Source organism: Photobacterium kagoshimensis (assembly GCF_050337045.1).
GTDB classification, from domain to species: domain Bacteria; phylum Pseudomonadota; class Gammaproteobacteria; order Enterobacterales; family Vibrionaceae; genus Photobacterium; species Photobacterium kagoshimensis.
Genome location: NZ_JAKJSO010000018.1, coordinates 86,209 through 112,952, shown reverse-complemented (window position 1 = coordinate 112,952; position 26,744 = coordinate 86,209). Strand labels below are relative to the sequence as shown.

General features: G+C 44.0%; 20 protein-coding genes and 2 tRNA genes. 5 read left to right on the top strand and 17 right to left on the bottom strand.

Features of this window, described 5'->3' with window-relative positions:
* Positions 1 to 268: 268 nt before the first annotated feature.
* The gene (locus L4C35_RS17310; RefSeq protein WP_428464065.1) at positions 269 to 3,400 is read right to left on the bottom strand and encodes a chitinase C-terminal domain-containing protein; all 3,132 of its coding nucleotides are present in this window, start codon (positions 3,398 to 3,400) and stop codon (positions 269 to 271) included.
* 425 nt (positions 3,401 to 3,825) lie between these two features.
* On the bottom strand, positions 3,826 to 4,470 hold the full coding sequence (locus tag L4C35_RS17305) for a YccT family protein (protein WP_428464064.1): 645 nt from the start codon (positions 4,468 to 4,470) through the stop codon (positions 3,826 to 3,828).
* Between the two features lie 444 nt (positions 4,471 to 4,914).
* On the opposite strand from L4C35_RS17305, the gene L4C35_RS17300 reads away from it, so the two are divergent.
* The gene (locus tag L4C35_RS17300) at positions 4,915 to 7,743 is read left to right on the top strand and encodes a hypothetical protein (protein WP_428464063.1); all 2,829 of its coding nucleotides are present in this window, start codon (positions 4,915 to 4,917) and stop codon (positions 7,741 to 7,743) included.
* Positions 7,744 to 7,817: 74 nt separating this feature from the next.
* Here L4C35_RS17300 and L4C35_RS17295 read toward each other — a convergent pair whose 3' ends face one another.
* Positions 7,818 to 9,008: a class I SAM-dependent methyltransferase gene (locus L4C35_RS17295; protein ID WP_428464062.1), complete on the bottom strand. Its 1,191-nt coding sequence runs from the start codon at positions 9,006 to 9,008 to the stop codon at positions 7,818 to 7,820.
* Positions 9,009 to 9,206: 198 nt separating this feature from the next.
* Positions 9,207 to 10,607 (bottom strand): methyl-accepting chemotaxis protein, encoded by a 1,401-nt coding sequence (locus L4C35_RS17290; RefSeq protein WP_428464061.1) that lies wholly within the window; start codon positions 10,605 to 10,607, stop codon positions 9,207 to 9,209.
* Positions 10,608 to 10,696: 89 nt separating this feature from the next.
* Between L4C35_RS17290 and yccX the strand changes: the two genes are divergently transcribed.
* The gene (gene yccX, locus L4C35_RS17285; RefSeq protein ID WP_428464060.1) at positions 10,697 to 10,969 is read left to right on the top strand and encodes an acylphosphatase; all 273 of its coding nucleotides are present in this window, start codon (positions 10,697 to 10,699) and stop codon (positions 10,967 to 10,969) included.
* Between the two features lie 53 nt (positions 10,970 to 11,022).
* Here yccX and L4C35_RS17280 read toward each other — a convergent pair whose 3' ends face one another.
* The 6 genes from L4C35_RS17280 to L4C35_RS17255 all read right to left on the bottom strand — a co-directional run bounded on the left by L4C35_RS17280 (position 11,023) and on the right by L4C35_RS17255 (position 16,695).
* Positions 11,023 to 11,352 (bottom strand): TusE/DsrC/DsvC family sulfur relay protein, encoded by a 330-nt coding sequence (locus L4C35_RS17280; RefSeq protein WP_428464059.1) that lies wholly within the window; start codon positions 11,350 to 11,352, stop codon positions 11,023 to 11,025.
* A gap of 193 nt (positions 11,353 to 11,545) precedes the next feature.
* Complete coding sequence (locus L4C35_RS17275) at positions 11,546 to 12,211, bottom strand: Bax inhibitor-1/YccA family protein (RefSeq protein WP_428464058.1); 666 nt, start codon at positions 12,209 to 12,211, stop codon at positions 11,546 to 11,548.
* Between the two features lie 290 nt (positions 12,212 to 12,501).
* On the bottom strand, positions 12,502 to 13,257 hold the full coding sequence (locus L4C35_RS17270) for an amino acid ABC transporter ATP-binding protein (RefSeq protein WP_428464057.1): 756 nt from the start codon (positions 13,255 to 13,257) through the stop codon (positions 12,502 to 12,504).
* 14 nt (positions 13,258 to 13,271) lie between these two features.
* A complete protein-coding gene (locus L4C35_RS17265) occupies positions 13,272 to 14,369 on the bottom strand; it encodes an amino acid ABC transporter permease (RefSeq protein ID WP_428464056.1) in 1,098 nt (365 codons plus the stop codon).
* 3 nt (positions 14,370 to 14,372) lie between these two features.
* Positions 14,373 to 15,596 (bottom strand): amino acid ABC transporter permease, encoded by a 1,224-nt coding sequence (locus L4C35_RS17260; protein ID WP_428464055.1) that lies wholly within the window; start codon positions 15,594 to 15,596, stop codon positions 14,373 to 14,375.
* Positions 15,597 to 15,669: 73 nt separating this feature from the next.
* Positions 15,670 to 16,695 (bottom strand): amino acid ABC transporter substrate-binding protein, encoded by a 1,026-nt coding sequence (locus L4C35_RS17255; protein ID WP_428464054.1) that lies wholly within the window; start codon positions 16,693 to 16,695, stop codon positions 15,670 to 15,672.
* A 398-nt stretch (positions 16,696 to 17,093) separates the two neighbouring features.
* Here L4C35_RS17255 and L4C35_RS17250 point away from each other — a divergent pair.
* Positions 17,094 to 17,184: transfer RNA gene (locus tag L4C35_RS17250), tRNA-Ser, on the top strand.
* 331 nt (positions 17,185 to 17,515) lie between these two features.
* On the opposite strand, the gene L4C35_RS17245 is transcribed toward L4C35_RS17250, so the two are convergent.
* The gene (locus L4C35_RS17245) at positions 17,516 to 17,887 is read right to left on the bottom strand and encodes a hypothetical protein (protein ID WP_428464053.1); all 372 of its coding nucleotides are present in this window, start codon (positions 17,885 to 17,887) and stop codon (positions 17,516 to 17,518) included.
* Between the two features lie 24 nt (positions 17,888 to 17,911).
* Positions 17,912 to 18,217, bottom strand: a complete 306-nt coding sequence (locus L4C35_RS17240; RefSeq protein WP_428464052.1) for a monooxygenase — start codon at positions 18,215 to 18,217, stop codon at positions 17,912 to 17,914.
* A 146-nt stretch (positions 18,218 to 18,363) separates the two neighbouring features.
* Here L4C35_RS17240 and L4C35_RS17235 point away from each other — a divergent pair, with 146 nt between their 5' ends.
* Entirely contained in the window at positions 18,364 to 19,260 is an 897-nt protein-coding gene (locus L4C35_RS17235) for a LysR family transcriptional regulator (RefSeq protein ID WP_428464051.1), read from the top strand.
* Between the two features lie 7 nt (positions 19,261 to 19,267).
* On the opposite strand, the gene L4C35_RS17230 is transcribed toward L4C35_RS17235, so the two are convergent.
* Complete coding sequence (locus tag L4C35_RS17230) at positions 19,268 to 19,987, bottom strand: RluA family pseudouridine synthase (RefSeq protein WP_428464050.1); 720 nt, start codon at positions 19,985 to 19,987, stop codon at positions 19,268 to 19,270.
* Between the two features lie 471 nt (positions 19,988 to 20,458).
* Here L4C35_RS17230 and L4C35_RS17225 point away from each other — a divergent pair.
* A tRNA-Ser gene (locus tag L4C35_RS17225) sits at positions 20,459 to 20,549 on the top strand.
* 455 nt (positions 20,550 to 21,004) lie between these two features.
* Here L4C35_RS17225 and L4C35_RS17220 read toward each other — a convergent pair.
* The 4 genes from L4C35_RS17220 to L4C35_RS17205 form a co-directional block, all read right to left on the bottom strand.
* Positions 21,005 to 22,264, bottom strand: coding sequence for an FAD-dependent oxidoreductase (locus L4C35_RS17220; protein WP_428464049.1), 1,260 nt, complete (start codon positions 22,262 to 22,264; stop codon positions 21,005 to 21,007).
* Positions 22,237 to 23,853 (bottom strand): phytoene desaturase family protein, encoded by a 1,617-nt coding sequence (locus tag L4C35_RS17215; protein WP_428464048.1) that lies wholly within the window; start codon positions 23,851 to 23,853, stop codon positions 22,237 to 22,239. The genes L4C35_RS17220 and L4C35_RS17215 overlap by 28 nt, the downstream gene beginning before the upstream one ends.
* 190 nt (positions 23,854 to 24,043) lie before the next feature.
* Positions 24,044 to 25,330: a DEAD/DEAH box helicase gene (locus L4C35_RS17210; protein ID WP_428464047.1), complete on the bottom strand. Its 1,287-nt coding sequence runs from the start codon at positions 25,328 to 25,330 to the stop codon at positions 24,044 to 24,046.
* Positions 25,331 to 25,516: 186 nt separating this feature from the next.
* A complete protein-coding gene (locus L4C35_RS17205) occupies positions 25,517 to 26,695 on the bottom strand; it encodes a dicarboxylate/amino acid:cation symporter (RefSeq protein ID WP_428464046.1) in 1,179 nt (392 codons plus the stop codon).
* Between the last annotated feature and the right edge of the window lie 49 nt (positions 26,696 to 26,744).

Below are 26,744 nucleotides of genomic sequence, written 5' to 3'. Positions count from 1 at the left end.
GAACAAAAATGGTGATTATTTAATAATAAGTATCTGTATTTTAATGTGAATGAATATTTTAACCAGATAAAAGTGAGGAAATGTAACTGTTGAACTGTTTGGTCGGTTTTTGAGCGATTTGTCGCAGATTTTCACTGTTAGAGCCAATGTAAGCTTGCCGTTGGAAAAGATGAGGGTAACCAGATTGTTACTGATGACGATAGAGTATGAGAACTGGGAATAAAAAAGTGCAGGGCAATCCCTGCACTTGATACGTGATTAACAGATGTTATTTCACCTTACACACTTTAGTCCAACTGCCACCACTGCCAGGAATTGCACTTGTCCACCAGTTGGCTTTATAGACGACGCCACTGTGTACGATTTTATCGCCTTGGTTAGCATGGCTTGGCTTGCCTCCCCAGTCGGTCTGTGGCCAATTAGGGTAGACGTTAAGGCCTACAGTGCTACATTTGCCACCGTTATTACCGCCACTGATATCACCAATTGGTAAGTCAGGTTGCTCAAACTTAAAGGCGTATTCTTTACCATTCACAGTGACCGCATAGTTTGCAGGGCCAGAGATAGGTAGGTAGTAAACCATATCAAGTTCGTAAGTACCGCCTGCTGGCAATTCTTTCCATGATGGCAGCGTAAAGGCCACACGGTGCATTTCACCCGTTAGACCGCCAATGTTGTTTGCCTGAGTATGACCAGATGCGATAACTTTCAGACCACCACCTGATTGATCTTTCGCATTATCAGGCGCAGAGGTTGGAATATCGAATTGGAACTCAGTGCCACCAGGTAACGGATGGCCCGTATTATTGGTGAAGGTGATTTTAGGGTTAATTGGGTAGTTCTGATCACCGACTTTGAACCCACCTACAGAGATAGTAATGTCGAGTGCTTCTGTCGGAATCGCCCCTGTTGCAACCTTATTACCGTAAGGCGCTGCAGACTTAAACTTCTCGTACATTGCTTTGGTCATAGTGTTACCCATATGGTATTCACCAGTCCCGTTCTTACATGACATTTCACTGACGTCTACGCCAGTACGATTACCATTGGCATCGAGTACATAACAGTTGTAATCCCCTGCAAGCTCCCAGAACATGATGCCACCAATGCCTTTGTCGATGACGTAATTAGCTTTGACATTGATAGAGTCTTTATCTTCCGTTGAGAGGAATACTTTTTTCTCTGCGTTCCATAACCACGGTGCTACAGCGACGCTGTCGTAGTGACGAGTATACGTACCTACCAGCTTATCTTGTGGATCATTAACTGGGTCTAAACCGTAAGCTGCGGTGTAGGTGCCGTAAATACCTTGCGCAAGGTTCTTCGCATGCCACATTGGGTTGGAACCCGCTCCCATCTCGTTACCAGCAGAGTTGAGATCGTGCCACATGTTATCGATACCCAGAGCACCGTTACCACAGTTGTTCTTCTGACCTTCGCCAGTACCTGGCGCACAGTCAGCTTGGTTTGGTAGTGCCGCACGGCCCCATAAACCATTCTCACCACCAGTTACACCTTGCCAGCCGCGGGTATAATAAGGAACACCAATATTGATACGCCCTGCAGGCATTGAACCTCGGAAGTAGTGGTATGCCCAGTCAGTATTTAAGTAACCAATACCGCCGTATGCCGCAGTGTTGTAGACATTCCACATTGCTAGCTCTGAATCTTTACCTGTATCGTAAAGCGCAGCATTATGGCCAACATGGTCATTCCATGCACCGTGTAAGTCATACGACATGATATTGACGTAATCGAGGTACTTGGTAACGTCGAATGTTTCCATACCGCGAAGTAGATAGCCTGACGATGGTGCCGCGATGGTTAACATGTAGTGAATGCCATCTTGCGCAGATGCATTATCCAGCTTCTGACGTAATACTTTCATCAGCTCTTGGTACGAAGCCCATAGGTAAGCTCGGCGAGGTTCCATGAAACCTTTATCGTCTGGGTTACCTGCACCCGCCATAGAGGTTGGGTACTCATAGTCAATATCTAAACCATCAAATTGGTACTTACGCAGCATTTCCACTGCTGACGTTGCGAATTTCTCGATACCTGCATGGTTAATAGAGCCATCAGCATTGGTGGTCATAGTGTAGAAACCACCATCGGCAACACGTTTGCCATCAGCACCAAAGTGACCGCCAGTTTCAGCCCAGCCACCAATGGAAATCAGTGTTTTAACGTCGTGTTTCTTCTTATAGGTTGCCAGTGCACCAAAGTGGCCTTTGAAGCCGAGTGTTGGGTCAATCTCAACGCCTGGCCATTCTTTACCTGTTGCAGCATTGTTCGGATCTGTGACATCGCCAACATTCACTTTACCGTCTGAACCAATGCTCACGAATGCGTAGTTAATGTGGGTCAGTTGTTCCCATGGAATGTCTTTAACAAGGTATTGTGCTTGTGGGTCATCACCAGAGCGCCAACTTGTGAAATAACCAATCACACGGCGAGGGTGGTCAGCCCCCATCTGTTCACGGCCATCTTGATCATAAATAGTACAATATGGAACATTGACCCCTTCAGTTTGGTATAGGCCATCAGGACGACAGTTATTCACAACTGCGCCGTTCTTCACGGTCAGTGAAACAATTGCCGAATCTCCCGTAGCGCCTAAATCATCGGTGGCGCGGCTAAATACCTTTAGTGAGCCCGCTTTAGCCGTGGTATAAGCCAATGTATATGGCGCGGTTGCTGCTGTTCCTACTAGTGCACCATCAACGTAAAAATCAACTTTAGCCACAGTGCCATCGGTATCGGAGGCTGTCGCTGTTAAGGTGACGACATCGCCGAGCGTGATGTTATTGGCTGAAAGTGTCACAGCCGTTGTTGGCACAGTATTAGATGAATCTGTAACATTCACGGTTGTTACAGATTCAGCTGTCGCGCCTTTGTCATCGAAAGCAATGGCTTTAATGGCTTGGTTACCTGTAACGGCAGTCCAATTCGTTACATAAGGTGCTTGGGTAATAGTCGCAAGCAAGGTTGCGCCTACATAGAATTCAACTTTAGCGACAGTTCCGTCAGCATCTGCAGCACTCGCTGTAATGGCAACCAGATCACCAGTAACAATTGCATCGGAAGATGAAGGGGAGGTGATGGCAACTGTTGGTAATTCGTTAGTCCCACCATTGATACAGTCGTCAACAAAACTCCACTCTTGGTGAGCGCCTGAGTGCGAGGCTGGGTTATTTCCTTGTGTCCACCAATTTGCTTTAAAGACTTTATTCGCTTCTTGTACTTGGGTGCCACCACTATAAGCCGTAGTACTGTTCCAAGTCTCTATGTTGCTACAATCCATTGCAGCTTGTGCATTAAAAGCTAGAGCACATGAAACGGCAAGTGTACTAAGCATAAAGCTTTGCTTGAGTGCCTTTCCTTGTTTCGAGTGGTTCATGACATCATCCTTAAATAATAGTAATGAAATTCGCATTCTGTAACGACAAGGTGAAACTTTATATTTGCCGTAAATCAACTATAGATAAGGCCTGAAATGATTCACTTAAAAATGTCTAGTTTTACATACTTAGTCCCAAATGGATGTTGATTTCATGCAACAAAATCCCACTTATTTTGCAGCGGTAACTTAATAAAATAGCAGTATTCCTATGGGGTATGCTGGTGAAATGTTGATAAATTAGAGTGTGATAGATTGTTGAGGTAATTAGGTAAGAATAGGGTTGCGACTCTAGGCTTGGTGCCTAAGTCGGTAATTGACAATTTTATAGCGCTAACATGGCGTATCAAGTGGGAGAAGGTAGGAAGCCAGGGGGACTGAACTAAGCGCAACACTGTGTTGCGCTTAATTAAATTGCGGGTATGTTACTGGCTTATACGTGCTTTAAAGCGTGCCTTTGTTGCCTCATCAGCTTGTGAATACCAGTAGTTCAGCATGTTTTCAGCTGTATTCTCACCTTGTTGTACCACAGGGGCAGCATTGTTTTTTGCCGGTGTTGTTGGCGATATAACAGCTGGTAGTGTTGTTACAGCAACTGCGCCTGCAAGTGCGGCTGGCTGGGATGTTTGGTTATAAGCTGCAATTTCGGCTTCAAAATCACGACCAAATTGGATGCCATTTTTAATAAGGCGACCTTGTTCAAAATTGGCCGCTTTACCACTTGCATCAGTTAGGTTAATAACCGGCTTTTTATTGAAGCGGTTGCCTTCAATCTCTGAAGTGATTTTCGGTAGCTTTAGCGTGTAATCAGCATTTGCCGCATCAAATTTAATGATCATAACATTCGAGCTAAATAGCGAGTAATCACCATTTTCGCGGTAACCGCCTTCGTAACGGAATGCAACTTGGTTAGCGCCATCTTTTAGCGTTAAGGTGTTGTTACCTCCAGCACTCTTTCCATTTACTAGAACGAGTTCAGCAGTTGATGGCAGTGTTAGTGTTACGTCAGCTAGCGCAGGTAGGCTCACACTTGCAGCAGCAAGCGCAATAAATGCGGTTCGAAGTTTCATATCTTATCCTTGAGTCAATGCGTGATATCGCAGCTTGATAATTTACACCGTCCACTTTAACAGAAAATGAATGTAGCAAGGGATAGTATCGCCTAAATTGTTATATAAGTTTGATACTTTACCTCTGGTTACTAAGCATTATTGTTAATCCATTAGGGACGGTTTTATATTTAAGTGAGGAAAATAGTGGGCAGATCTTTCTTCGTTTTTTAAATATTGCTCAATTTACTAGACATTACTAAGCAAATTATGCTTATATTGCCACTCAATAAAACACTGTTCACTTTCTTGGTTGTTAGTTCGTGCGTCATTTTGTCGTGCTGCGCGAACTGCATATTTAATTAGGAATAGCGGTTTTATTTAAGCTTGCGAACTGTGAATCACAACAGCATTGAATATAAAAATATGCCTATATTACATCAGGCAATAATAAGATATGGATTTATGAAAAAAACACTTACGCCTTTTGCCTTAGTCGGTGCACTAGTAGCGCCTTTGGTTATTGCTCCCAACGTGGCGGCTGAGCCTGTTGCATGGGATAAACAAGATCAAAGCTGGCTTACTCAAGAATCAGCACACTTTTCAATTAGCTTTCGTACTGGTAATGAGCAAGATGCTAGCCGAGCATTAAACATTGCTGAAAGAGTGCATACAGAATTACTTCCATTTTTTAAAACAGCCCCAAACCTAAAGACACAACTCGTTCTTGTTGATGATCTTGATGAGTCAAACGGCTCAGCAATTCCTGTACCTTACCCTCAAATTCGCCTGTATATGTCGCCACCAAATGAATCAAGCAGCTTAAGCTCAAATGATGAGTGGATGCATACTTTGATACGACATGAATACACTCACATTATGCAAATGGAATTGGGTAATGGGGCAGTGAAAGGTATTCGTCATGTTTTAGGACGACATGCCTTTTTGTTCCCACATGCGCTTACCCCAACCTTGCTTGTTGAAGGCTTAGCGGTTTATTTAGAAACCAACAAAGCCCTTGGCTATGGGCGTTTGCAAAGCAATATGTTCGATATGCAAATGCGAATGGAAGTTGCGCAAGGGCAGAAGTCGCTAAAACAAGTGGTTTCTTCTGCGCGAGAACAACCTTTCAATACGCATTACCTTTATGGCGCCTATTTTTATGAGTATTTAGCGTCAACCTATGGTGAAAAAGCCATTGAAGATTATATGCAAGACTATAGCCGTAAAGTTATTCCTTATTTCTTTATCAGCGGTTCAGCTGAGAGAGCGTTTGGAAAAGATTTTATAACGCTGTGGCAAGACTTCGAACAGTATCTTGGTCAAAAATATGCGGCGCAAATTACTAGCCTTGAAACCCATGCTGTTATTGGTCAGGACATTCAAACTAACCCTTATCCGCAAATAACAGCTCCTAGTGAACTCGGACTATTGGTTAACTTGTCAAATGGTGAAGATCGTCCAGTGCTGAGTACCTTAGAGCAAAATAGTGGTGATACTCAGTGGAAAGCTGTGGTGAATACCAAAGGTATTGCAGCGCTTGACGTTCATCCTAAAGCGGGTATTGCAGCTTCTCGCGCCATTAGTTATGTCGATGGGCGTGTAACGAATGATGTTTTCATTTATAAAAATGATAGCTGGACACGTATTACCGATCATTCTCGATTCCAGAAAGTTCGCTGGATGCCAAATGGTCAGCAGTTAATCACGAGTCGTAAAGTTGATGGACTTAGCGAATTATGGTTGATTGACGCGAAAGCTGATAGTCACCAAGAAAAGTTATGGCAAGGTAAAGAAGAATTTGTATTAGGTAACTATGCAGTTACTGCTGATGGTTCAGCATTAATCGCAAGTTTGAAGCGACCACAGCAAGGTTGGAATCTTGAACGGTTTGATTTAGCCACGCAGCAGTGGCAAGCCTTAACAGATACAAAAGCGATTGAAAGTACACCTGTCATACTGCCTGATGGCCGTGTGATGTACAGCGCTGATTATGATGGGGTTTATAATATTTATGTCATGGACCTTAATAGTGGCGACGTCGAGCAATGGACAAGTGAAGTTGGTGGAGCCTTTGACCCACAATGGCAACCGGGGTTAGGTTTAGTTTATCAAGCCTATGGTTCAAAAGGCTATGCGTTACGGAAAATACAGGCGCCAAACGCCATTGAGAGATTCAATATCACGAGTAAGCAAGGACGGTACAATTATCCACCAGCAGTTGCAAACTCGGTCGAAAAATCTCAGCCAGAGCCTTACAGTGCACTTTCAACCATCTATCCTCGAAGTTGGTTACCTATACTAAGTATTGATGATCAACAGTCATTAGTGGGTGTAACCACTTCTGGTACGGATGCATTAAATCGTCATAGTTACCAAGTTTCTGCAAGTTGGGATTTTTCTAATAGCTTGGCAAACTATAATTTACAATATGAGTATGATACGCGCTGGCTTGTGTCTGCTTCTCGTAGCTATGAATTTGAAAAAGCGAAAAAAGGGAAGGATCAATACCGTATATCGAGCGAAGATAATCTTGCTATTCAGCGCATGAATATTGTCAATGCTTTTGAAGATCAGTTAAGTCTTAATGCGGGTGCGGTATGGAATCATGAAGCGGTTGAATCTGAACCGACCAACAGCGGCTTAAAACCTTTTAATAGTGCTAATGAGGCCTTAGTGGGGCTTGGGGTTGTGTTTGATAATCGCGAACGCTATTTAAATGTGCCTGGCACAGGGTGGGGACATTATGCTGACCTTATTGTAGAAACCAATGACGCTTTTAAAACCGACTACCAAGGCCAGAAATATCAAGCGCAATGGCTAGGAACATGGGATCTACCATCTCGTATGACATTAACTGCGCGTCTTGGTGCGGGCTATGCCGACAGCGAAGCAAAAGCATTTCGATTAGGTGGCAGTAATACAGCGGAAGAAGCGATACGTTTTGGCCGTGATACCCAAGCGTTACGTGGTTACGGTGATAATGTTCAACGAGGCCATCGCTATTTCACGCAGCGTTTAGAGCTTGAATCTTGGCTTGGGCGCGTCGAGAAAAACTGGGATCTTTACCCGGTTGGTTTAGGTGATATTTCAGGTTCTGTCTTTGTTGACTCTGGTGCAATGTGGGATAGCGGTCAGGAAAGAAAGCAACTCACGGGGGCTGGTTTGCAGCTAACCGTAGAAGCGAAACTGGGTTATAACTTTATCCTGCCTGTGTCATTTGGTTATGCACGCGGCTTAGACAAAACACTCGGTCAAGATCAGTTCTTTGTGAAGCTAAAAAGTAACTTTTAATAGAAATAGTTATGTGATCAATAATAAGCCCAGCATTTGCTGGGCTTATGTTTTTATTTTCAGGTAATGTACGATTACTTAACGTAACACGCAAAACCTTTCAGATAGAAACCTTCAGGGTAAGCACTGTCTAGAGGGTGGTCTGCCGCTTGGCTAAAACGCTCAATAAACTGTACTTCACGGTGTGCATCTAGTGCTGCATCTGCAATGATTTTTTGGAATAAATTATTATCCATTAAACCAGAGCAAGAATAAGTCAGAAGCGTACCGCCAGGCTTAAGGATTTGCATGGCTAGCATGTTGATATCTTTGTAACCACGGCAAGCACCAACCAGCTGGTTTTTCGACTCAGCAAATTTAGGTGGATCCATAATCACAACATCAAATAGCTCACCGCGTTCACGATATTCACGTAGCAGCTTAAATACATCAGCATTTAAGAACTCAGCGTTTTCGACTGGAAGACCGTTAATTTCAGTATTCAAGCGAGCGGTATCAAGTGCGTGTTGAGAAACATCAACGTTCACAACTTTGCTTGCGTTACCTTTCAGTGCGTATAAACCAAAGCCGCCGGTATAACAGAAACAGTTAAGTACGCGCTTACCGTTAACGTATTTCACCGCTGCTTCACGGCTATCACGTTGGTCTAGGTAGAAACCTGTTTTGTGACCACCCATAATATCAACGTTGATTTTTACGCCATTTTCTTCAATGACTACAAACTGCGGTGGCTCTTGGCCTGAAAGTACGCCAGTTCGAAGTTTTAAGCCTTCTTTTTTACGAACCGCAACATCAGAACGTTCGTAAATATTACAATCTGGGTAGCACGTATTTAGTGCTTCAATCAGTGCGTCTTTTTGTGCTTCTGCACCTGCACTTAGTAGCTGACAAACAAAGTAGTCTTGGTAACGGTCGATAGTGATACCTGGCAGGCCATCCGATTCTGCTGCAATTAAGCGGTAACCAGTCAGACCATCACGTTCAGCTAAAATGTCACGTAAACCTTGCGCTTTTTGAATGCGATTAATGAAGAAGTTAACATCAACTTTTTCTTTTTTGTCAAACGTCCAAACGCGAACACGGATTTGAGATTGTGGTGAGAATGCACCACGAGCAAGCCATTCGCCTTTGTGATCGTAAACGTCAACTGTATCGCCCAGTTCAGGTTTACCTTCAATGCGTTGAATGCCGCGAGAAAAAATCCAAGGGTGACGGCGGCGAAGCGACTTTTCACGTCCCTTAACCAAATAGATAGATGCTGTCATGACGAGCCTAATAGGGTATTCAGATTGGGGCGCATAATAGCAACTTCTGGCCGTAATACCAATCTGAACAAGGTATTGAGCCGCTTCACAGAGAATATTGTGCTTTAGCTCGTCGCGAGGGGATTAGGCCGCACATAAAGAAAAGACAAGTCGCAGAAGCAACTTGTCTTTTGAGTCGTTTGATAAGGCAAAGCTAAACTAGGCTTTTAAACCGCTCATTAACGACTCCAGTACATCAGCTTGTTGATTCAAGCGTTCAATCTCACTGGATGATGCTGAAATCATCTCTGCAATTTGACGTGACTGCCCGCGTACTTGTTCTACGCTGTTAGCGATGTTATCAGCGACAGCCCCTTGTTGCTCTGCAGCGGCTGCAATCTCTGTACTACGATCGGAAATTTGTTGGTTACGTTCGGTAATTTGGCCGATTTCATTATCAACATTATCCATTAGTTGTTCGCTGTTAGATGCATTCTCCACTGTGTTTTTCATTACTGACATCAGCTGCTGGCTATTAGCTTGCAATGCTTCAATCATTTGCTGAATTTCAACAGTGGCACTCTGGGTACGCCCTGCAAGCGTACGTACCTCATCGGCAACCACAGCAAAACCACGTCCTTGTTCACCAGCTCGCGCTGCTTCAATAGCGGCATTTAATGCGAGAAGGTTAGTTTGTTCAGAAATGCTATTGATGGTGGTGACAACGTCATCGATTTTTGCAGCATTGCTATCAAGCTCGTTAACCGCTTCAGAGGCTTGGTTTATTTCGCCTGATAGAGTTGAGATTGCCGATTTAGTTGCATTAACTTGCTCACGGCCTTTTTCGCTTACCGCTTGCGCTTCACGAGTTTGATCGGATGTATCGTGAGCATGTGTGGCAACTTCACGAATAGATGAAGCCATCTCTTCTGTTGCACTGGCAAGTGAATCAAGGTGTTGCTGTTGCCCTGAAGAAAGTGATTCGCTTTGTAGGGTACTCTGGCGTAATTGACTGCTGATTTGCTGCATTAATGCCGTAGCTTCTTGTGTTGCCTGAACCAGTTTTTGCTCACGCTCTGCTACGCGGTCAATTGTAATGGCAATCATGCTGAATTCATCACGTACTGGGAAGAAATTTAAGCGGCCTGTTAAATCACCATCAGCCAAGCCTTGTAGTGCTTTGTGCATAGTAAACATCGCACCACCAATGAAAGACATGATGTAATATACCGATGCCAACATAATGATCAGCAATACAGTAGAAAAACCAATTTGAAGTGGCGATAAATAACTGAATACGCTGGCTGACTCAACAGCACTAATGGTGTAGTTCATCCCCTGAACGGTAGAAGAAATTTCACCCGAGCCTACATGTACACCACTGTTGATAAGTAAAGACATCGCATCCGAACGTTCAATCTGCTGAGAAGAGAGTAATGCAGACATTGAAACGACATGATTTGTTGTATTTTCAATACGGTGTTTACTTGCAGCATCGACTAAAATTGCACTGACGCTGATAACTGCGATAAAAGGCAAAAGAAAAAGTAGATAGAACTTTTCCTGTAGTTTCAGGTGAATAAGGTATTTATCAATCCATCGAAAAGCAACTTCTTTCATGTGTGTTCCTATATAAACATTAATGCGCAGCTAGATAATAAAACTGTTAGTACTATATCGGGAATGTGAATGTAATCTTGAGGTGAGCCATGTCACAGATTTGTGTAAAAGCAAGGATAAAAGGACGAGTTCAGGGGGTGGGCTTTCGTTTTCATACTGCTCATGAAGGCTTAAAATACGGTTTAACAGGATATGCGAAAAACTTACCTGATGGTTCGGTTGAGGTGCTTGCGTGTGGTCATGAAGAAGCAATAACCCAGTTACTGTCATGGTTACAAGAAGGGCCTAAAACATCAAAGGTAACTGATGTCGAAGCAGATGAGGTGGAATGGCGCCACGTTGATGGTTTTGAAATTTTGTAGGTGCTGGATAAAAAAGAGCAGCTATACCGTGATGGGGAGCTGCTCATTTTAAGCTAGATACATTTTACGGGCTTAGGCAGACCTGCAAGCTTAGTCGCTTGTTTTGCTGGCCCTTTAGGGAAGAGCTTATAAAGGTAGCGAGAACTGCCTTTTTCTTCACCGTACTTTTTCGCCATGGCTTTAACAAGCATACGAACAGCAGGCGAGGTGTTGAATTCTATATAGAACTCACGCACGAAATGAACAACTTCCCAATGTGCTTCTGTTAGCTCAATGGTTTCTTCTTCTGCCAGCATAGGAACAAGTTCGGGTGTCCAATCCTCAACGTTTTTTAAGTAACCCTGAGCATCGGTTTCAATAGTTTTACCTTGGAATTCAAGCATGGTACGCCTCAACATTTGGAACGATGCCAGAATAGTGATTCAAAGGAACGGCTGCAAGTAGAAGTTACGATTTTTCCTTGGCATGAACGACACGCGATTCTATTCAGTTGACGGAGGAACATGGCGTATTGGTGTGAATAGCAGGCATAAAAAAAGCACCTCAGAAGGTGCTTTTTAGAATTCTTAGTAACGATTAATCGTCGCCACCCATGATGCCTAGTAGCTGAAGTAGGCTCAAGAATAGGTTGTAGATAGAAACATACAACGTAACCGTTGCTGAAATGTAGCTTGTTTCACCACCACGAATGATTGATTGAGTCGTCAACAGAATGGCTGCTGAAGAGAACAATACAAACATTGCGCTAATCGCTAGAGAAAGCGCTGGTAGTTGCAGGAAGATATTCGCTACAACAGCGGCAATAATTGCAAAGAAGCCTGCCATTATCATGCCGTTAAGGAACGATAGATCACGCTTAGTTGTTAGCGCGTAAGCAGAACAAGCAAGGAATGTTAGTGCCGTACCGCCAAGAGCTGTAATGATCGCATCACCCATACCTGCACCAACGTACATGTTTAGGATAGGGCCTAGGGTGTAACCCATAAAGCCTGTTAGTGCGAATGTGCCCACAAGACCCATAGAGTTGTTACGATTCTTTTCAGTAAAGAACATTAAGCCGTAAAAACCCACAAGCGTAATGATTAGGCCTGGATGCGGAAGGTTCATCGCCATTGCGAAGCCCGCAACAACAGCAGACCAGACTAATGTCATTGAAAGTAAGAAGTAGGTATTACGAAGTACCTTGTTTGTAGAAAGCACGCTTTCGTACGCACCACTATGGTTGACACTACGATCGTTCATGAAGACTCCCCTTAGGGTTAATAATATTGTTATCTGTTAAGACATATATGGGGTTAAAAGTTCACTAATGCAAGTTTGTGCCCACATTTTATTACTTCCTAACACGAATATGTCTTAGAGCTAGTGGCTAGATAATACTTAACATTTCGTTAGCGTGAGCATCGAAGTTGTAAATGAATGTTACAACTCGCCAGTTTTATGAGTGAACTCACATTTTGCATTATAAAGAAAACAACCCTTTGCTCAAGCTATAACCAAAACAGAGGGCTATTATGCGCTTGATCGATTGGTTAATGTAAAATTTGACTCAAAAATAATTGTGTTCGATCTGATTGAGGGTTATCGAAGAAATCTTGTGGGTTATTTTCTTCAATGATTTCCCCTTGATCCATAAATATCACTCTATCAGCAACTTGCCGTGCAAAACCCATTTCATGCGTCACACACAGCATGGTCATTCCTTCATTGGCGAGCTCTACCATGACGTCTAGTACTTCACGAACCATCTCTGGGTCGAGTGCCGATGTCGGCTCATCGAACAGCATGATTTGTGGATTCATACAGAGCGAGCGTGCAATCGCAACCCGTTGCTGTTGGCCACCTGACAGTTGACCGGGGTATTTATCTGCCTGATCTGGGATTTTTACGCGCTCGAGGTAGCGCATCGCAATGTCATCGGCTTCTTTCTTCGGCATCTTTTTCACCCAAATAGGGGCGAGCGTGCAGTTCTCTAAGACTGTTAAGTGCGGGAAAAGGTTAAAGTGCTGAAAGCACATCCCCACTTCTTTTCTCACCAATTCGATATTTTTAAGATCGTCAGTTAGTTTATTTCCTGCTACCAATATTTGGCCTTTTTGGTGTTCTTCCAGTCGGTTAATACAACGGATCATAGTCGATTTGCCAGAACCTGATGGGCCGCAAATCACAATCTTTTCACCTTTGGCAACGTTAAGGTTGATGTTTTTCAGGACATGAAATTGTCCATACCATTTGTTGACATCAGTTAGCTGGATCATCGGATCCGTGATAATGGTGCTGTCTGTCATAATGCTATCCTTGCTTAACGTTTATGGCCGGTATGCAGCTTATTTTCTAAATAAATGCTGTAACGAGACATGCTGAAACAGAAAATCCAAAAGACGAGGGCAACAAAAACGTAGCTCTCTGTGGCGAATCCAAGCCAATTGGGGTCGGTATTTGCTGCTTGGCCGATACCGAGCACATCAAACATACCGATAATGAGCACTAAACTGGTGTCTTTAAATAGGCCGATGAAGGTGTTTACAATGGATGGAATAGTAATTTTTAGCGCTTGCGGTAAAACAATTAGATACATTTTTCGCCAGTAGGTCAGCCCTAAGGCATCTGCCGCTTCGTATTGACCTTTCGGGATAGCCTGTAAACCGCCACGTACCACTTCTGCCATGTAAGCAGCACTGAACATGACCACCCCGATTAATGCCCGTACTAACTTGTTCATTTCCATTTCACTGGTCAGGAACAATGGCAACATTACTGAAGCCATAAAAAGCACGGTAATGAGTGGTACGCCACGCCAAATCTCAATGTAAACAGTGCAAATACTGCGGATTATTGGCATATCTGACCGTCTGCCGAGGGCAAGAAAAACCCCAATCGGTAGCGAAACCACAATACCCACGATGGCAATAATAAGGGTGACTAATAGGCCGCCCCATAAATGCGTTTCAACAACGTCTAACCCAAACAAACCACCGTAGAGCAAGATGGCAGCAAAGAAGGGGTAGATATTGACGAAAATTAGCCAAATCCATTTACGGCCTGGTGTGGACTCGATGGCAAGTAAGGTAATAAATATGGCGAGCGTAAAGTAAAACAGTTGTGGTCGCCATAACTGATCGGAAGGATAGAAACCAAACATAAACTGCTCAAAACGCACATTGATGAAAACCCAACATGCCCCTTCACTGGTACAGTCATCACGGGTTGTTCCCACCCAATCTGCGGTTAAAAAAGCCCAATCAAAAGCACTCCAAATGCCCATCAGTGCAATATAGCCAAGAACAAAAGTTAAAATGGTGTTTAGCGTTGATGAGAACAGGTGTTTTCTAGACCAGCCGACAATACCTATCGTATTAGCTGGTGGCGGTAGGTCGGGCTGGAATTGATGTTTACTCATACATTACCTCTCCACCAAAGCGACTTTGCTGTTGTAGATATTCATTAAGTACGATGTCACCAAACTTAATGTGAGGTAGACCCCCATTGTCATTGCAATAATTTCTATCGCTTGTCCTGTCTGGTTTAGCGTTGTGCCTGCAAAAACTGAGACTAAATCGGGATAACCTATTGCCATCGCAAGTGAGGAGTTTTTGGTTAGGTTGAGATATTGGCTCGTGAGAGGAGGGATGATGATACGCAGTGCTTGTGGAATAACGACAAAACGAAGTGTTTTCCCCTGCGGTAGCCCTAGCGCTAAGGCGGCTTCTGTTTGACCATAACTCACCGCATTAATACCAGAACGCACAATTTCAGCAATGAAAGAAGCGGTATAAATACTCAGAGCCAACAACAAAGCAGCAAGCTCTGGCAGGATGCTAATGCCGCCACGAAAGTTAAAGCCTTTTAGTTCTGGGTATTCCAGCGAGATAGGCATACCAGACAAAAGATAGGCAACAAACGGTAAGCCGATAGTAAGCAGCAATACAGTACGTAATATAGGTGATTGCTGACCGGTTAAGCGTTGTTTACGTGTTGCGACAATGGCATAGGCAATACTTAGTATTAACCCGATAGCCAGTGCCAATCCCATCCACATAGAACCTTGCTCGAAAACGGGTTTAGCGAAATATAATCCACGTACATTCAGGAAAACACTTTCACCCAAACTCAAGCTTTGACGTGGAGAGGGGAGCACTTGCAAAACCGCAAAGTACCAAAAAAAGATTTGTAGTAAGAGTGGAATGTTACGGAAAGTTTCAATGTACACTGCCGCTAAACGGCTGACTATCCAGTTAGATGACAATCGGGCGATACCGATAATAAAGCCCAATAGAGTGGCCAATAGAATGCCAAGCACAGACACTAATGCCGTATTGAGCAAACCGATAATAAAGGTGCGTCCGTATGAGTAAGTTTCGTTGTATTCAATGAGGGTTAAGCCAATACCAAAGCCAGCTTCTTGCTCTAGAAAGCCAAACCCTGTGGCGATACCGCGGGCATCGAGGTTAGCAAGGGCATTGCTGACGATGGTGTATAAAAAGAAAAACAGCCCAACAACGGCTAAAGCTTGGAAAATAATGGCACGGAAGGTGGGATTATAGAGCAAGCTTTGTTTCTTATCTGCTGGGAGTGATACATCCGATGTACTTGGTGTTTTTAAAGCTTCTGTCGTTTTAGGAGCCATACAACAACCTCAGTCCCTAGATGGAATAACAAAGAAGTGAGGCGGCATCATGCCGCCTCTTTATTTATGATGATTAACGGATAGGTGCTGCGTAAAGAATACCGCCGTCTTTCCACAGTGCGTTTAAGCCACGTTTGATTTCTAGTGGTGAGCTTTCGCCAATAGTTCGTTCGAAACTTTCACCATAGTTACCGACTTGCTTGACGATTTGGTAGCCCCAATCATCGCGTAGCCCTAAGCCTTTCCCTTTAGGGCCATCAAGGCCGATCAGGCGACGAATATTTGGGTCGTTAGATTTTTTCATCTCATCAACATTGGTAGATGTTACACCGAATTCTTCGGCATTAATCATGGCATTAAGCGTCCACTTAACAATGTTGAACCACTGGTCATCACCTTGGCGCACAACTGGGCCTAATGGCTCTTTAGAGATAATTTCAGGTAGTACAACTGCAGAACCTGGGTCTTTAAGGTTTAAGCGAAGTGCGTACAGGCCAGATTGGTCGGTGGTTAATACATCACAGCGACCAGAGTCGAAACCCGCAGAGGTTTGTGGGGCGGTATCAAACACCACAGGATTGTATTTCATACCGTTTACGCGGAAGTAATCGGCAAGGTTAAGCTCTGTTGTCGTACCTGATTGTACACAAATAGCGGCACCATCAAGTTCTTTGGCACTTGAAACACCGAGATCTTTTTTCACCATAAACCCTTGACCATCGTAGTAGCTAACGCCAGCAAAGTTAAGCCCTAGTGAGGTATCACGGTGCAGTGTCCATGTTGTATTTCGCGATAGCACGTCAATCTCGCCTGATTGAAGCGCAGTAAAACGTTCTTTTGCTGTTAGTGGAATATATTTTACTTTTGATTTATCACCGACAGTTGCCGCCGCGATAGCTTGGCAAAACTCTACATCAATCCCTTCCCATTCACCTTTAGAGTTTGGGTTTGAAAAGCCAGGTAAACCAGCGCTCACGCCACACTGGACATAACCTTGTTTCATGACTTTATCTAGCGTGCCATCAGCTGAAGCATTAGCTGAAAATAGTGCAGTTGAGCTGGCGAGTACCGCAAAAACAACTGAAAATTTGTTAGCCATTAGTACCTTCCTTTGTAAGTTTGTGAGGCAGTGAAACACTGTCACAATGCATAATGGTGCAAAAACGCACCATGCTTTTGTATATAGTAAACATACTGTTAACAAATCTAAGTATAGAAACAGATACGGGTTCGTCTAACATCGAGTGTCGAATTGCTCACATTTTTTGCATTTAAGCACCGTTGAATAGAATGAACTGCTTGCAATTAGGCTTAACTACAAAGGCGAAAAAAGTGAACAGAGGCATAGTGAGAGGGTAATAAAATGCGTTTAGATAATAGAGTGGGGTTATCTGTTGAACTAAGCGGCGGATTGGCTAGATTATGAGTGTTTGGGTTTTTTATTAAAATTAATACTTTACATGATTTAGGTGAGCCTATATTATTCGCCGCACTTACGGAGAGATGGCTGAGTGGTTGAAAGCACCGGTCTTGAAAACCGGCATACGTTTATAGCGTATCTAGGGTTCAAATCCCTATCTCTCCGCCATATTCGAAAAAACCGCTGAAACTTCAGCGGTTTTTTTTCGCCTAAATTTTGTGATTGAAGATAGGGTGCCGAACCTTAGAGCAGGGTTCACCTGAGCGAAGCGAAAGCACATTGCCCGTGCCGAAGGCGCGAAAAGGCAATAGCCCGAAGGGCGCGAGCTTGCGAGCAGTAAATCCCTATCTCTCCGCCACATTCAAAAAAGGCGCTAATTTATTAGCGCCTTTTTTACGTTTGAGCGAAGTGAAAAGGATTTGTACCAAATCCGCCATACCCAAAGCGCTCCGCTATATTCAGCGAAAGCCCAGCAGATATACTGGGCTGTACAGATTACTTATTGCTTTTTAAGCTGTAGGTACGTCAGAACAGACAGGAAAGTGAAGAAAGCAGGATCACTCCAACCAAAACCAACAAAAATGCCTGTTACACCTGCATACACAGTAATGACTACCCCTAACATGTTCGAGATGAGTAGAGCCGTTAATAGCTTTTTAGCGGTAATACCTGCCTCGATATCTTTCAGCATTAAGCTAACAGCGGCAATACCTCCCAAGAAAATACTGGTATGTTGTGATAAGAAATACGCATATTGGTCATTAATTTCGACCCCGTACATAGGCCACATAAGGCTTGGTACAAAAAACAGTGCCAATGCAAAAACAAAATAAATGCTGCCGTGTAGTGTTAAAAACGTTTTGTTGGTCATCTTGTTACCTTACTGCTACGGCGATTAAGCCATTAGCCCTTTGTTGATGCTAGTTAGTGGTTCGTTTATGTCAAAAATAACGCCACGAACATCATTAACGCCCATTTTTTGTAAGCGTGCGGAATGCATGGCTAAATAGGCTTGGGCAGTTGCTTCATCCTCAAAAAGATAGATGCCACCACCGAGTTTATCTTGTGCGTTTTCGGTCCAAATTTTCCAAATCATGCCGGGTTCTTGGTTGATAGACTCCGCTAAACCAACCAGTGCTGTTGCCATTTCTTCGCCAAATGGACCATTAAAATCGAAATCAACTTGAAGTAATTTAGCCATGGGTATGTTTCCTCATAAATAAAAAAGAGTCGATAAAGTCAGTCACCATATCGGCTGCCATCTCTTTGCTATGGGTCTATTCTTATCTATAAAAAACGAACAGAAAAGTTCATAATATTGCGGTTAACTGTGGAAAAATTAGACCAATGAGATTAAAGAGCACGTTAGAACAGTGGCTAACCCTGTATGAGATTGATCGGGCTGGCAGCATTCAGGCAGCCGCAACGGCACTGAATAAGAGTCATACCACGCTGATATATGCAGTTAAAAAATTAGAATCTCAACTCGCGGTAGCGCTTGTGGAAGTACAAGGACGCAGAGCGGTACTAACAGAAGACGGTAAATCATTACTGCGTCGTGCCACGGCCATGCTAGAGCAAGCCCGCGAGCTAGAAGATATCAGTGAGCAGTTGGCGAAAGGGTTCGAATCAGAAATCACCATCGCGGTTGATCACCTGTGTGATCTGGCGTGGCTATATAAGCCGATGGCAGAGTTTGTGGCGCAGAACAGCACAACCTCGATTCAAATCGTCGAGACATCCCTATCAAAAACGACTGATATGGTGGTTAATGAGTTAGCTGATGTGGCCATCGTCAATTTGCCGATCACCAATTATCCAGCCGAAGCGTTTGGTGTAACGTCTATGGTGCCTGTTGTTGCTTCTTATCACTCGCTAGCCTCGAAACCGAACTTGTGTTTGGCTGATATGTCTACTGTTACGCAAATTGTGATACGTGATTTAGGTCGAGAGATTCATCAATCAGACAAGCAAGATGTAGGCTGGTTGAAATCACGCCAACGCATAACCGTGGATAACTTTGATCATGCGTTCCGTGCTGTAGAACAAGGGGTAGGGTATTGCCGCTTACCAGAGCATGTGGTGCAAAGTCGCAAGAACGACAGTGTAGTTGTACTGAAGGTTGAAAACGCCGAACAGTACCAAGTTCCTTTGCATTTAACGCTCCCCAAAGGGGCGAAAACGGGCCCAGCGGCAAAAACATTTTATGATATTTTGCTACGCTCGGCCCGTTCGAGACGATGAAAATCGTTTAAGCGCGTAGCTTCACTTGTGCAGAATGATTGCCAAGCAGTAACTGCGTGGGTGCATCAGGGTAAAAATCGCAGGGCGCAAATATGTGCATGGCTTGTTCAGAATAAGGATGTCTGAACGTTAGCTCCGCAGCATGCAATTGAAGCCGTGGCGCCTTCACGATAGCTTCTTCATGGGCATAGAACTGATCCCCTAAGATCGGGTGACCTATTGCTTGAAGGTGAACCCTTAGCTGGTGCGAACGACCTGTGGTCGGAAATAGCGCCAGTAATGTGGTTCCCTGATCCCGCGAGATCACCTTGTAGTGAGTCAGTGATGGCTTACCTGTATTGAAGCACACTTTTTGTAATGGTCGATTTTCCCAGTCGCAACTTAACGGAAAATCAATCGCCCCTTTGTTGTTTTCAACCTTTCCCCACACTCTTGCGTAGTAGAGTTTTTTGGTTTGCCTATGCTGGAACTGGCTTCGCATATGGCACTCAGCTTTCTTGCGCAGCGCGAGAACAATCAGGCCTGATGTTGCCATATCGAGGCGATGGATAATTTGAGATTGTGGATGCTCTGCCAACACGCGTGACCATACGCTGTCTTGGTGAGCGGGATCTCGACCTGGATTTGAAAGTAAACCTGATGGTTTGTTGATGGCAATAATATCTTTGTCTAGGTGTAAAACATCCAGCCATGGGGACATTGGCGGGTTATAGATAAAATCGGTCACGCGGTTTTTCTCCGATCAAGGGGAAGTCCCTCAATCACAATGTTGATCGAGCTATTTGATCTTTTTGGGGAGATCAATAAGGGTGCTATTAGTTAAAACAGTTTTCGAACGCTGGGTGCATTCGGTGTTTGTAATAAACGGTGTTGTAAAGCCTAGTTTTAAGCGATGTAATGGCTGCCGAGAGGGGATTCTGCAGTATGTATCTAGGCCATAAATTTTCGCGGATTTTACTCCAATAAGCTTTACTGTGGGAATATTATTTTTGTGTTTCTTGCTGAAATATACAATCAGAGTAAAGCATTCGATCATTCACCATTACTTGATTATGGGTGATTACTCATCAAGGAATGGATCGAGAATCATCAAGTTTGGCTATAGAAGGTGCGAATCGTTTGAGGTTTGTTCGCTTGGCTTCTTCTTTATAAATAAAGGGTTTACAGCTAAAGAGTCAATCGCTACTATACGCGCCATGGAGAGATGGCTGAGTGGTTGAAAGCACCGGTCTTGAAAACCGGCATACGTTTATAGCGTATCTAGGGTTCAAATCCCTATCTCTCCGCCACTTTCAAGAAAGGCGCTAATTTATTAGCGCCTTTTTTACGTTTGAGCGAAGTGGAAAGGATTTGTACCAAATCCGCCATACCCAAAGCGCTCCGCCATATTCGAAAAAACCGCTGAAACTTCAGCGGTTTTTTTTCGTCTAAAATTTATGATTAGAGATAGGGTGCCGAACCCTAGAGCAGGGTTCACCTGAGCGAAGCGAAAGCACATTGCCCGTGCCGAAGGCGCGAAAAGGCAATAGCCCGAAGGGCGCGAGCTTGCGAGCAGTAAATCCCTATCTCTCCGCCACTTTCAAGGAAGGCGCTAATTTATTAGCGCCTTTTTTACGTTTGAGCGAAGTGGAAAGGATTTGTACCAAATCCGCCATACCCAAAGCGCTCCGCCATATTCAAAGAAGTCAGCTTAATTGCTGGCTTTTTTACGTTTGGCCAAAGTGAAGGTTTCATACTGTCTTAATTAAAAATACCGATTTACGATATATTCTGCATATTCGCTAGTAAATCCCACACAGCTAAAATTGAATATCTCGCCGGCGTAGTAGGTATGCTGATCTCCTTGTATCTTATCGAGTTTGTCATAAAAACCATCGTTCATTTCATCGGATTCGACATGAGGGAAGTATTTCCAGTGAATGAATTGATGAATTGACGCTATCTCTCCTCCCATCTGGCGGACAAAATTTCTAAGATTATCAGTGACATCTCTTTCGCTGATGTTTTTATCTGTTAGAACGTAAAAAGAATAGATTGGCTGCCCAGTCTGTCTGTAATACCAGAAAACAGGATGTCCCTCTCGCTCTCTAACGAAGTTCTCTGGTACGTAGCCGTCCTTTTCAACAAAACCGTTAACTGTGCAAAGAATGGTTTGATAATCAAGGTACATGATTTTTTTAAACTGTACTTGCTCTTGATTACTCAAGTTCATAAACAAAGCCGCTTCGTCCAATGGCGAGGTGACGATAAGCCTATCGAATTCTTCTTCCCCTGCCTGTGAATGAATTGTGATTATTTCACCTCTGTTAATTTGGGTGATCTCGGCCTTAAATCGGACATCATGCTCTTTTGCAACACGTGTCCATAGCCCCTGTATTCCGTCGGGAAAGATATAAACTTGGCTTTTCAAGTAAGCCACAATGGTCTTCCAGTTGACGTATTTCAAAACATAAGCCGTTGGCACATGATCGGAGTAGCAATAGCCGAAGCCGGAGAGAAACAAACTGAAGATGTTGGCTAAGTCAGTAATCTTTTTCTCTTTGGCAAATTGGTCAAACGGTACAGAAATCGCTGGGGAAAGATTGTGAAATCCGGGTGATTCCAGCTCTTTATATTGCTTGAGAATACGTCGGTAGCGGAAAAACAGCTGCCAGAGCACTTTGAGCTTGTGCACCAGTGATTGCGTCGCGATTTGCTGACCGCTTTTGTCGACAAAAATACTCTGGCCAAAATGAGTTAGCTCGATGGGGATACCATATTGTTTGGCCAGTCGGAGAGGGACGGTGTTATTCTCCGTGACAATACCCGCCCCGAGTTCGTAGGTTTTTGAGCCGAGTTCGACACTCAGGCATTTTCCGCCAGCATGATCGGTGCGCTCGAAGACCGTGATGTGCTTATAGCCTTTTTGCTTCAGGGCTTCTGCGGCACTGAGCCCAGCCGCACCAGCTCCCAGAATGGCAATGCGTTGATTGAGATCTATCGTATTGTTTTGTGGACTGTCCATAGTAGGTTTTTCTTTAAAATTGTCGACGCGCATAGCAGCCCTGCCATAGTGCCCCCCGCGATACTTGCCGTCATGACATCCTGCCCTGAGAGAAATAAATTCGTGACTGGCGTAGAAACGCGCAGAAACTTTTGTCGGAAGCGCTGTGGTGAATGGGCAAGGCCATAGATCTCCCCGTGCTCATGGTGCGAGAAATGGCGCGTACTGAGCGGGGTAGAGACTTCGTAATAATCGATTTTTCCTTCCAGTTGCGGTGCCACCCGATAGAGCTGCTCCAACATTTGTTGCGCTAATTGTTCTTTGATCGCTGTATATTCTGCGCCACGGTTCTGCCATTTCGTGTTTTCCCATTGTTCAAACCAGTGATAGGGCACCAAAATGACAACTTCGGCGGTGCTTCTGTTGGGGTGTGTTTGTTCTGCTGAGGGGTCTTTTGCCCAAGGGAATGAAACAAAAGATACTGGAAGCGTGGAGGAAAAATCCTTGTATTCAGCTCGGCCTCGGTCATGATCGTACTGCCGAGGAAAAATCCAATAATTGCATTTAGGTAAATTTAATGTCGCGGGGGACGCTTTGATACCAACGTATAATCCGACATGGGCCGTTGCTGGCTCTAACTTGTCTATAAGCTTGTCTAGCTGATGCCTTTGGCGCACTTCTTTGGGTAATAAATGCGAATAGGTATTCACAATACCAGTCGAGCTAACAATAGTCTTGGCGTGAAACGTTTCTCCGTCATTCATACTAACGCCAATGGCTTTATTGTTCTCGACGATAATTTCGTGTACTTCAGCCTGTGTTAAGGCCACGCCTCCTGACTGCTCAATAATCGGCACGATGGACTCGGTGAGCTTTGATGCTCCGCCAATAGGATAAGCAGCCCCTTCGATATAGTGATTAGCAAGCAGTGCATGCATGTAAAAACTGCTCTTTGATGGCTCTAAACCGTAATCACCATATTGACAGGTCAATACGCCAATCAGTTTGGGATTGTCGGTAATTCCCCTTAATACTTCTAATGTGGTTTTGTCGGAGAATTTGAGCGTGCTGCGACGAAGAAAGTCACCAAAAATTTGTGATAGCAATGGGGGGAGGGTCTTTTCAATGTAATAACCGCTACCAAGTTTTTGGGCTTCATCGAGTAAGGCGAAGTACTTATCGATTGAGGCCCTGTTTTGTTCTTCTGGGAAGTATTGCTTAAGCTTGGCCTTAAGGTTTTCTCGTCCTCTGGGGAACACGTATTCGTCGTTGCCAAAGACCGCCCTATCATAAATGTCATCAAGGGGAGCCCATTTGAGTTTGTCTTTCGAAATATAGCGGAAGACCTTGTTTAATACGGTTCCTTCGATATGAACTTGGCCCACATAGTGCAAACCCACATCCCAGACATACCCCTTGCGGGCAAACGTATGGGTATATCCCCCGAGTACGTTATGTTGTTCCAACAGAAGTACGCGTTTTCCCGCTTGGGCTAGGAAGGAGGCGGCACTCATACCCCCGGTTCCAGAACCAATGATGATGATATCAAAGGTGCGAGCATCTTTTGTTTGAGCGGATTTAATGTAATCTTTGTATCCTTTGCCAATCATAGTGTGCACCTTTTGGTTAAAGTTGCATTATCATCAAAGTGCCTGTGAGCTGGATGACTCCATTAATCAATACTAATTACGGAAAACATCCGTTCTAATAATAGCAGCCGAATTAGGAGGCTAGCGCATATAATTAAGCCCAGCAAATGCTGGGCTCAGTGATTAAAAAGCGTTATTGAAAGAGGTTAGATTAAAAGTTGTTTAACCACACATCGATATTTGATGATGCTTTGTTTTTACGCTTCTTCTTACCAGTGCCTTCAGGTTTAGCCACTGGCTTAATCGCTGCTAGAAGTTCTGCCGTGATGTTCTCATCCACTTTGAAGCCTTCAACTTGCTCACGCTCAAGACGGATTTTGTTCTTCTTCTCGATGATTTTGAAATGGTGGTAATCTTCATAATCAATCAATGATAGTGCTAACCCCACCTCGCCTGCACGACCACTTCGACCAATGCGGTGCATGTAGTCTGATGGACTACGTGGTAAATCAAAGTTGATCACAACGGGCAGCTTTTCAATGTCTAAACCACGCGCCGCGATATCTGTCGCAATTAATACTTCAATCTCGCCTGATTTAAATGCATCAAGTACGCGAGTACGTGCGCCTTGGCCTTTATCGCCGTGGAATACTTCAGCATTAATGCCGCGCTTGTGTAGTTTGTCAGCTAAGTGCTCACAGCTATTTTTAGCGTTAACAAAAATTAGCGCTTGTCGCCATTGGTGCTGTTTGATCAAATGCGATAGTACCGCTGTTTTCTCACCTTTGTTAACGGTGAAAACACGTTGAACTAGGGTGCTAGCATCTGTACTTTGTAGCTGTACTTCTACAGGATCGGTAAGTAGCTCTTGGGTTAAGGCTTGAACCTGTTCTGGGAAGGTTGCAGAAAAGAGTAAGGTCTGCTTTTTCTTCGGTAATAATGCCAGTAACTTGGCAAGTTCTTCAGTAAAGCCAAGGCTTAACATACGGTCTGCTTCATCCAGCACTAAGGTTTTGACCTTATCTAGCTTGATGGCATTGCTTGAAATCAAATCAAGTAGACGGCCTGGCGTTGCAACCAGAATGTCAGTGCCGCCACGTAGCGCAAGCATTTGTGTATTGGCGGATACACCACCGAAAACGGCAACGGTTTTAATCACACCATTAAAATGCGTAGCGTAAGACTTAATGCTATCAGCAACTTGCTTAGCAAGTTCACGGGTAGGAACCAAAATTAGTCCACTAACGTAGTTACCTTTTCCGCCAGAAGAACGATCACTCTGTGTCGCAAGGTGTTGCAAAATAGGCAATGCAAAAGCGGCTGTTTTACCCGAGCCAGTGTTAGCGCCTGCAATTAAGTCACGTCCTATTAATACACTTGGGATAACTTGCGCTTGAATAGGGGTTGGCTGTTGATATTCCAGCTCAGTTAATCGATTTAAAAGAGGTGAAATAAGGCCAAGTTCCGTGAAGTTGGCTGGCGTTGTGGCAGTAGTCATTAAGATAAAAGGCTCAGAGCTAAGATAATAGCGCGGTATTTTAACGTATTTGTGCGCTGTTAAGTAGAGTAATGATAGATATTCGAGGAGGAGTTTAGTGGTAACTTTTTACTTATTGTATAGAAAAGCCGCTGAAGTTGAAGTGCAGCGGCTTTATGGTGATTTTATCTTTTGGCCCTTATGCTGTTAATCAGCTTGTTGGACTTGTGCCGTTGATGTGGGTTGTTTTTGAGCAAATTTATTGACCCAAAGTGAAATTGCACCATCACCTGTGATGTTACATGCAGTACCAAAGCTGTCTTGTGCCATGTATAGCGCAATCATCAGTGCCAGTTCTGCTTCACCAAATCCAAGCATTGATGCCATTAATCCTAATGCTGCCATAACACCGCCGCCTGGCGCACCTGGTGCTGCGATCATGGTAATACCTAGCATCATGATAAAAGGTAGCATTTCCAGTAATGAAGGCAGGGCAATATGTTGGCTAAGCGCCATGACTGCTGTTGAGCAAGTGACTAGCGTAATAGTGGAGCCAGACAGATGAATAGTGGCACACAATGGAATGGTGAAATTAGCAATCGACTCATCAACACCATTGTTTTTGGTTTGGCGCAAGGTAACAGGAATAGTTGCAGCAGAAGACATGGTACCAATAGCTGTGAAGTATGCTGGAAGCATGTTCTTGATCAGCTTGATTGGAGAAAGGCCCAACGCTAAACCTGTGATTGTGTATTGAATGGTGATCCATACCCAGTGCATGAACACAGCCAGCGCTAGGACAACACCAAATGTTTTCAGGGTCGTGAATACGGTTCCTTCTGCTGCCATTTCAGCAAAAATACCTGAAATATAGAATGGCAGTAGTGGAATGATAACTTTCGATAACAGCAGATCAATGATGCCACGGCCATCATCGGCAATTTCTTTTAGGCGAACACTGTTAGTAACACTGATACCTAAGCCAAATAAGAAAGCAGTTGCTAATGCTGTCATTACGCCAAACATCGGTGGAATTTCTAGGCTAATAAAGCTGGTTAGTTTAGCGCCTGCATCAACCGTGGTTTGCTCTGGGCTAGGAATACCTGTGATAACAGAGCTAGCAACAATAAACGCTAAGCTACCTGCAATGATCGTTGATCCGTATGACAGTGCCACGGTTTTACCCAGTAAGTTACCTGAGTTTTTCGGTAAGCTTGCAATACCACTGGTGATATAAAAAAGAATGATTAACGGGATAGTAAACCCGATAAGTTGGCCACCAATGGCTTTTACGGTCAGCAGTATGCGCACGATTTCATCGGGAGCAAAAAAGCCAAGTAATATACCGGCAACAATACCGGCGATCAGTTTCAATATTAATTTCATGTTATGTATCCAGCTATGTGTTTGCTAACGGTTAGCCAGTCGTTGAGAA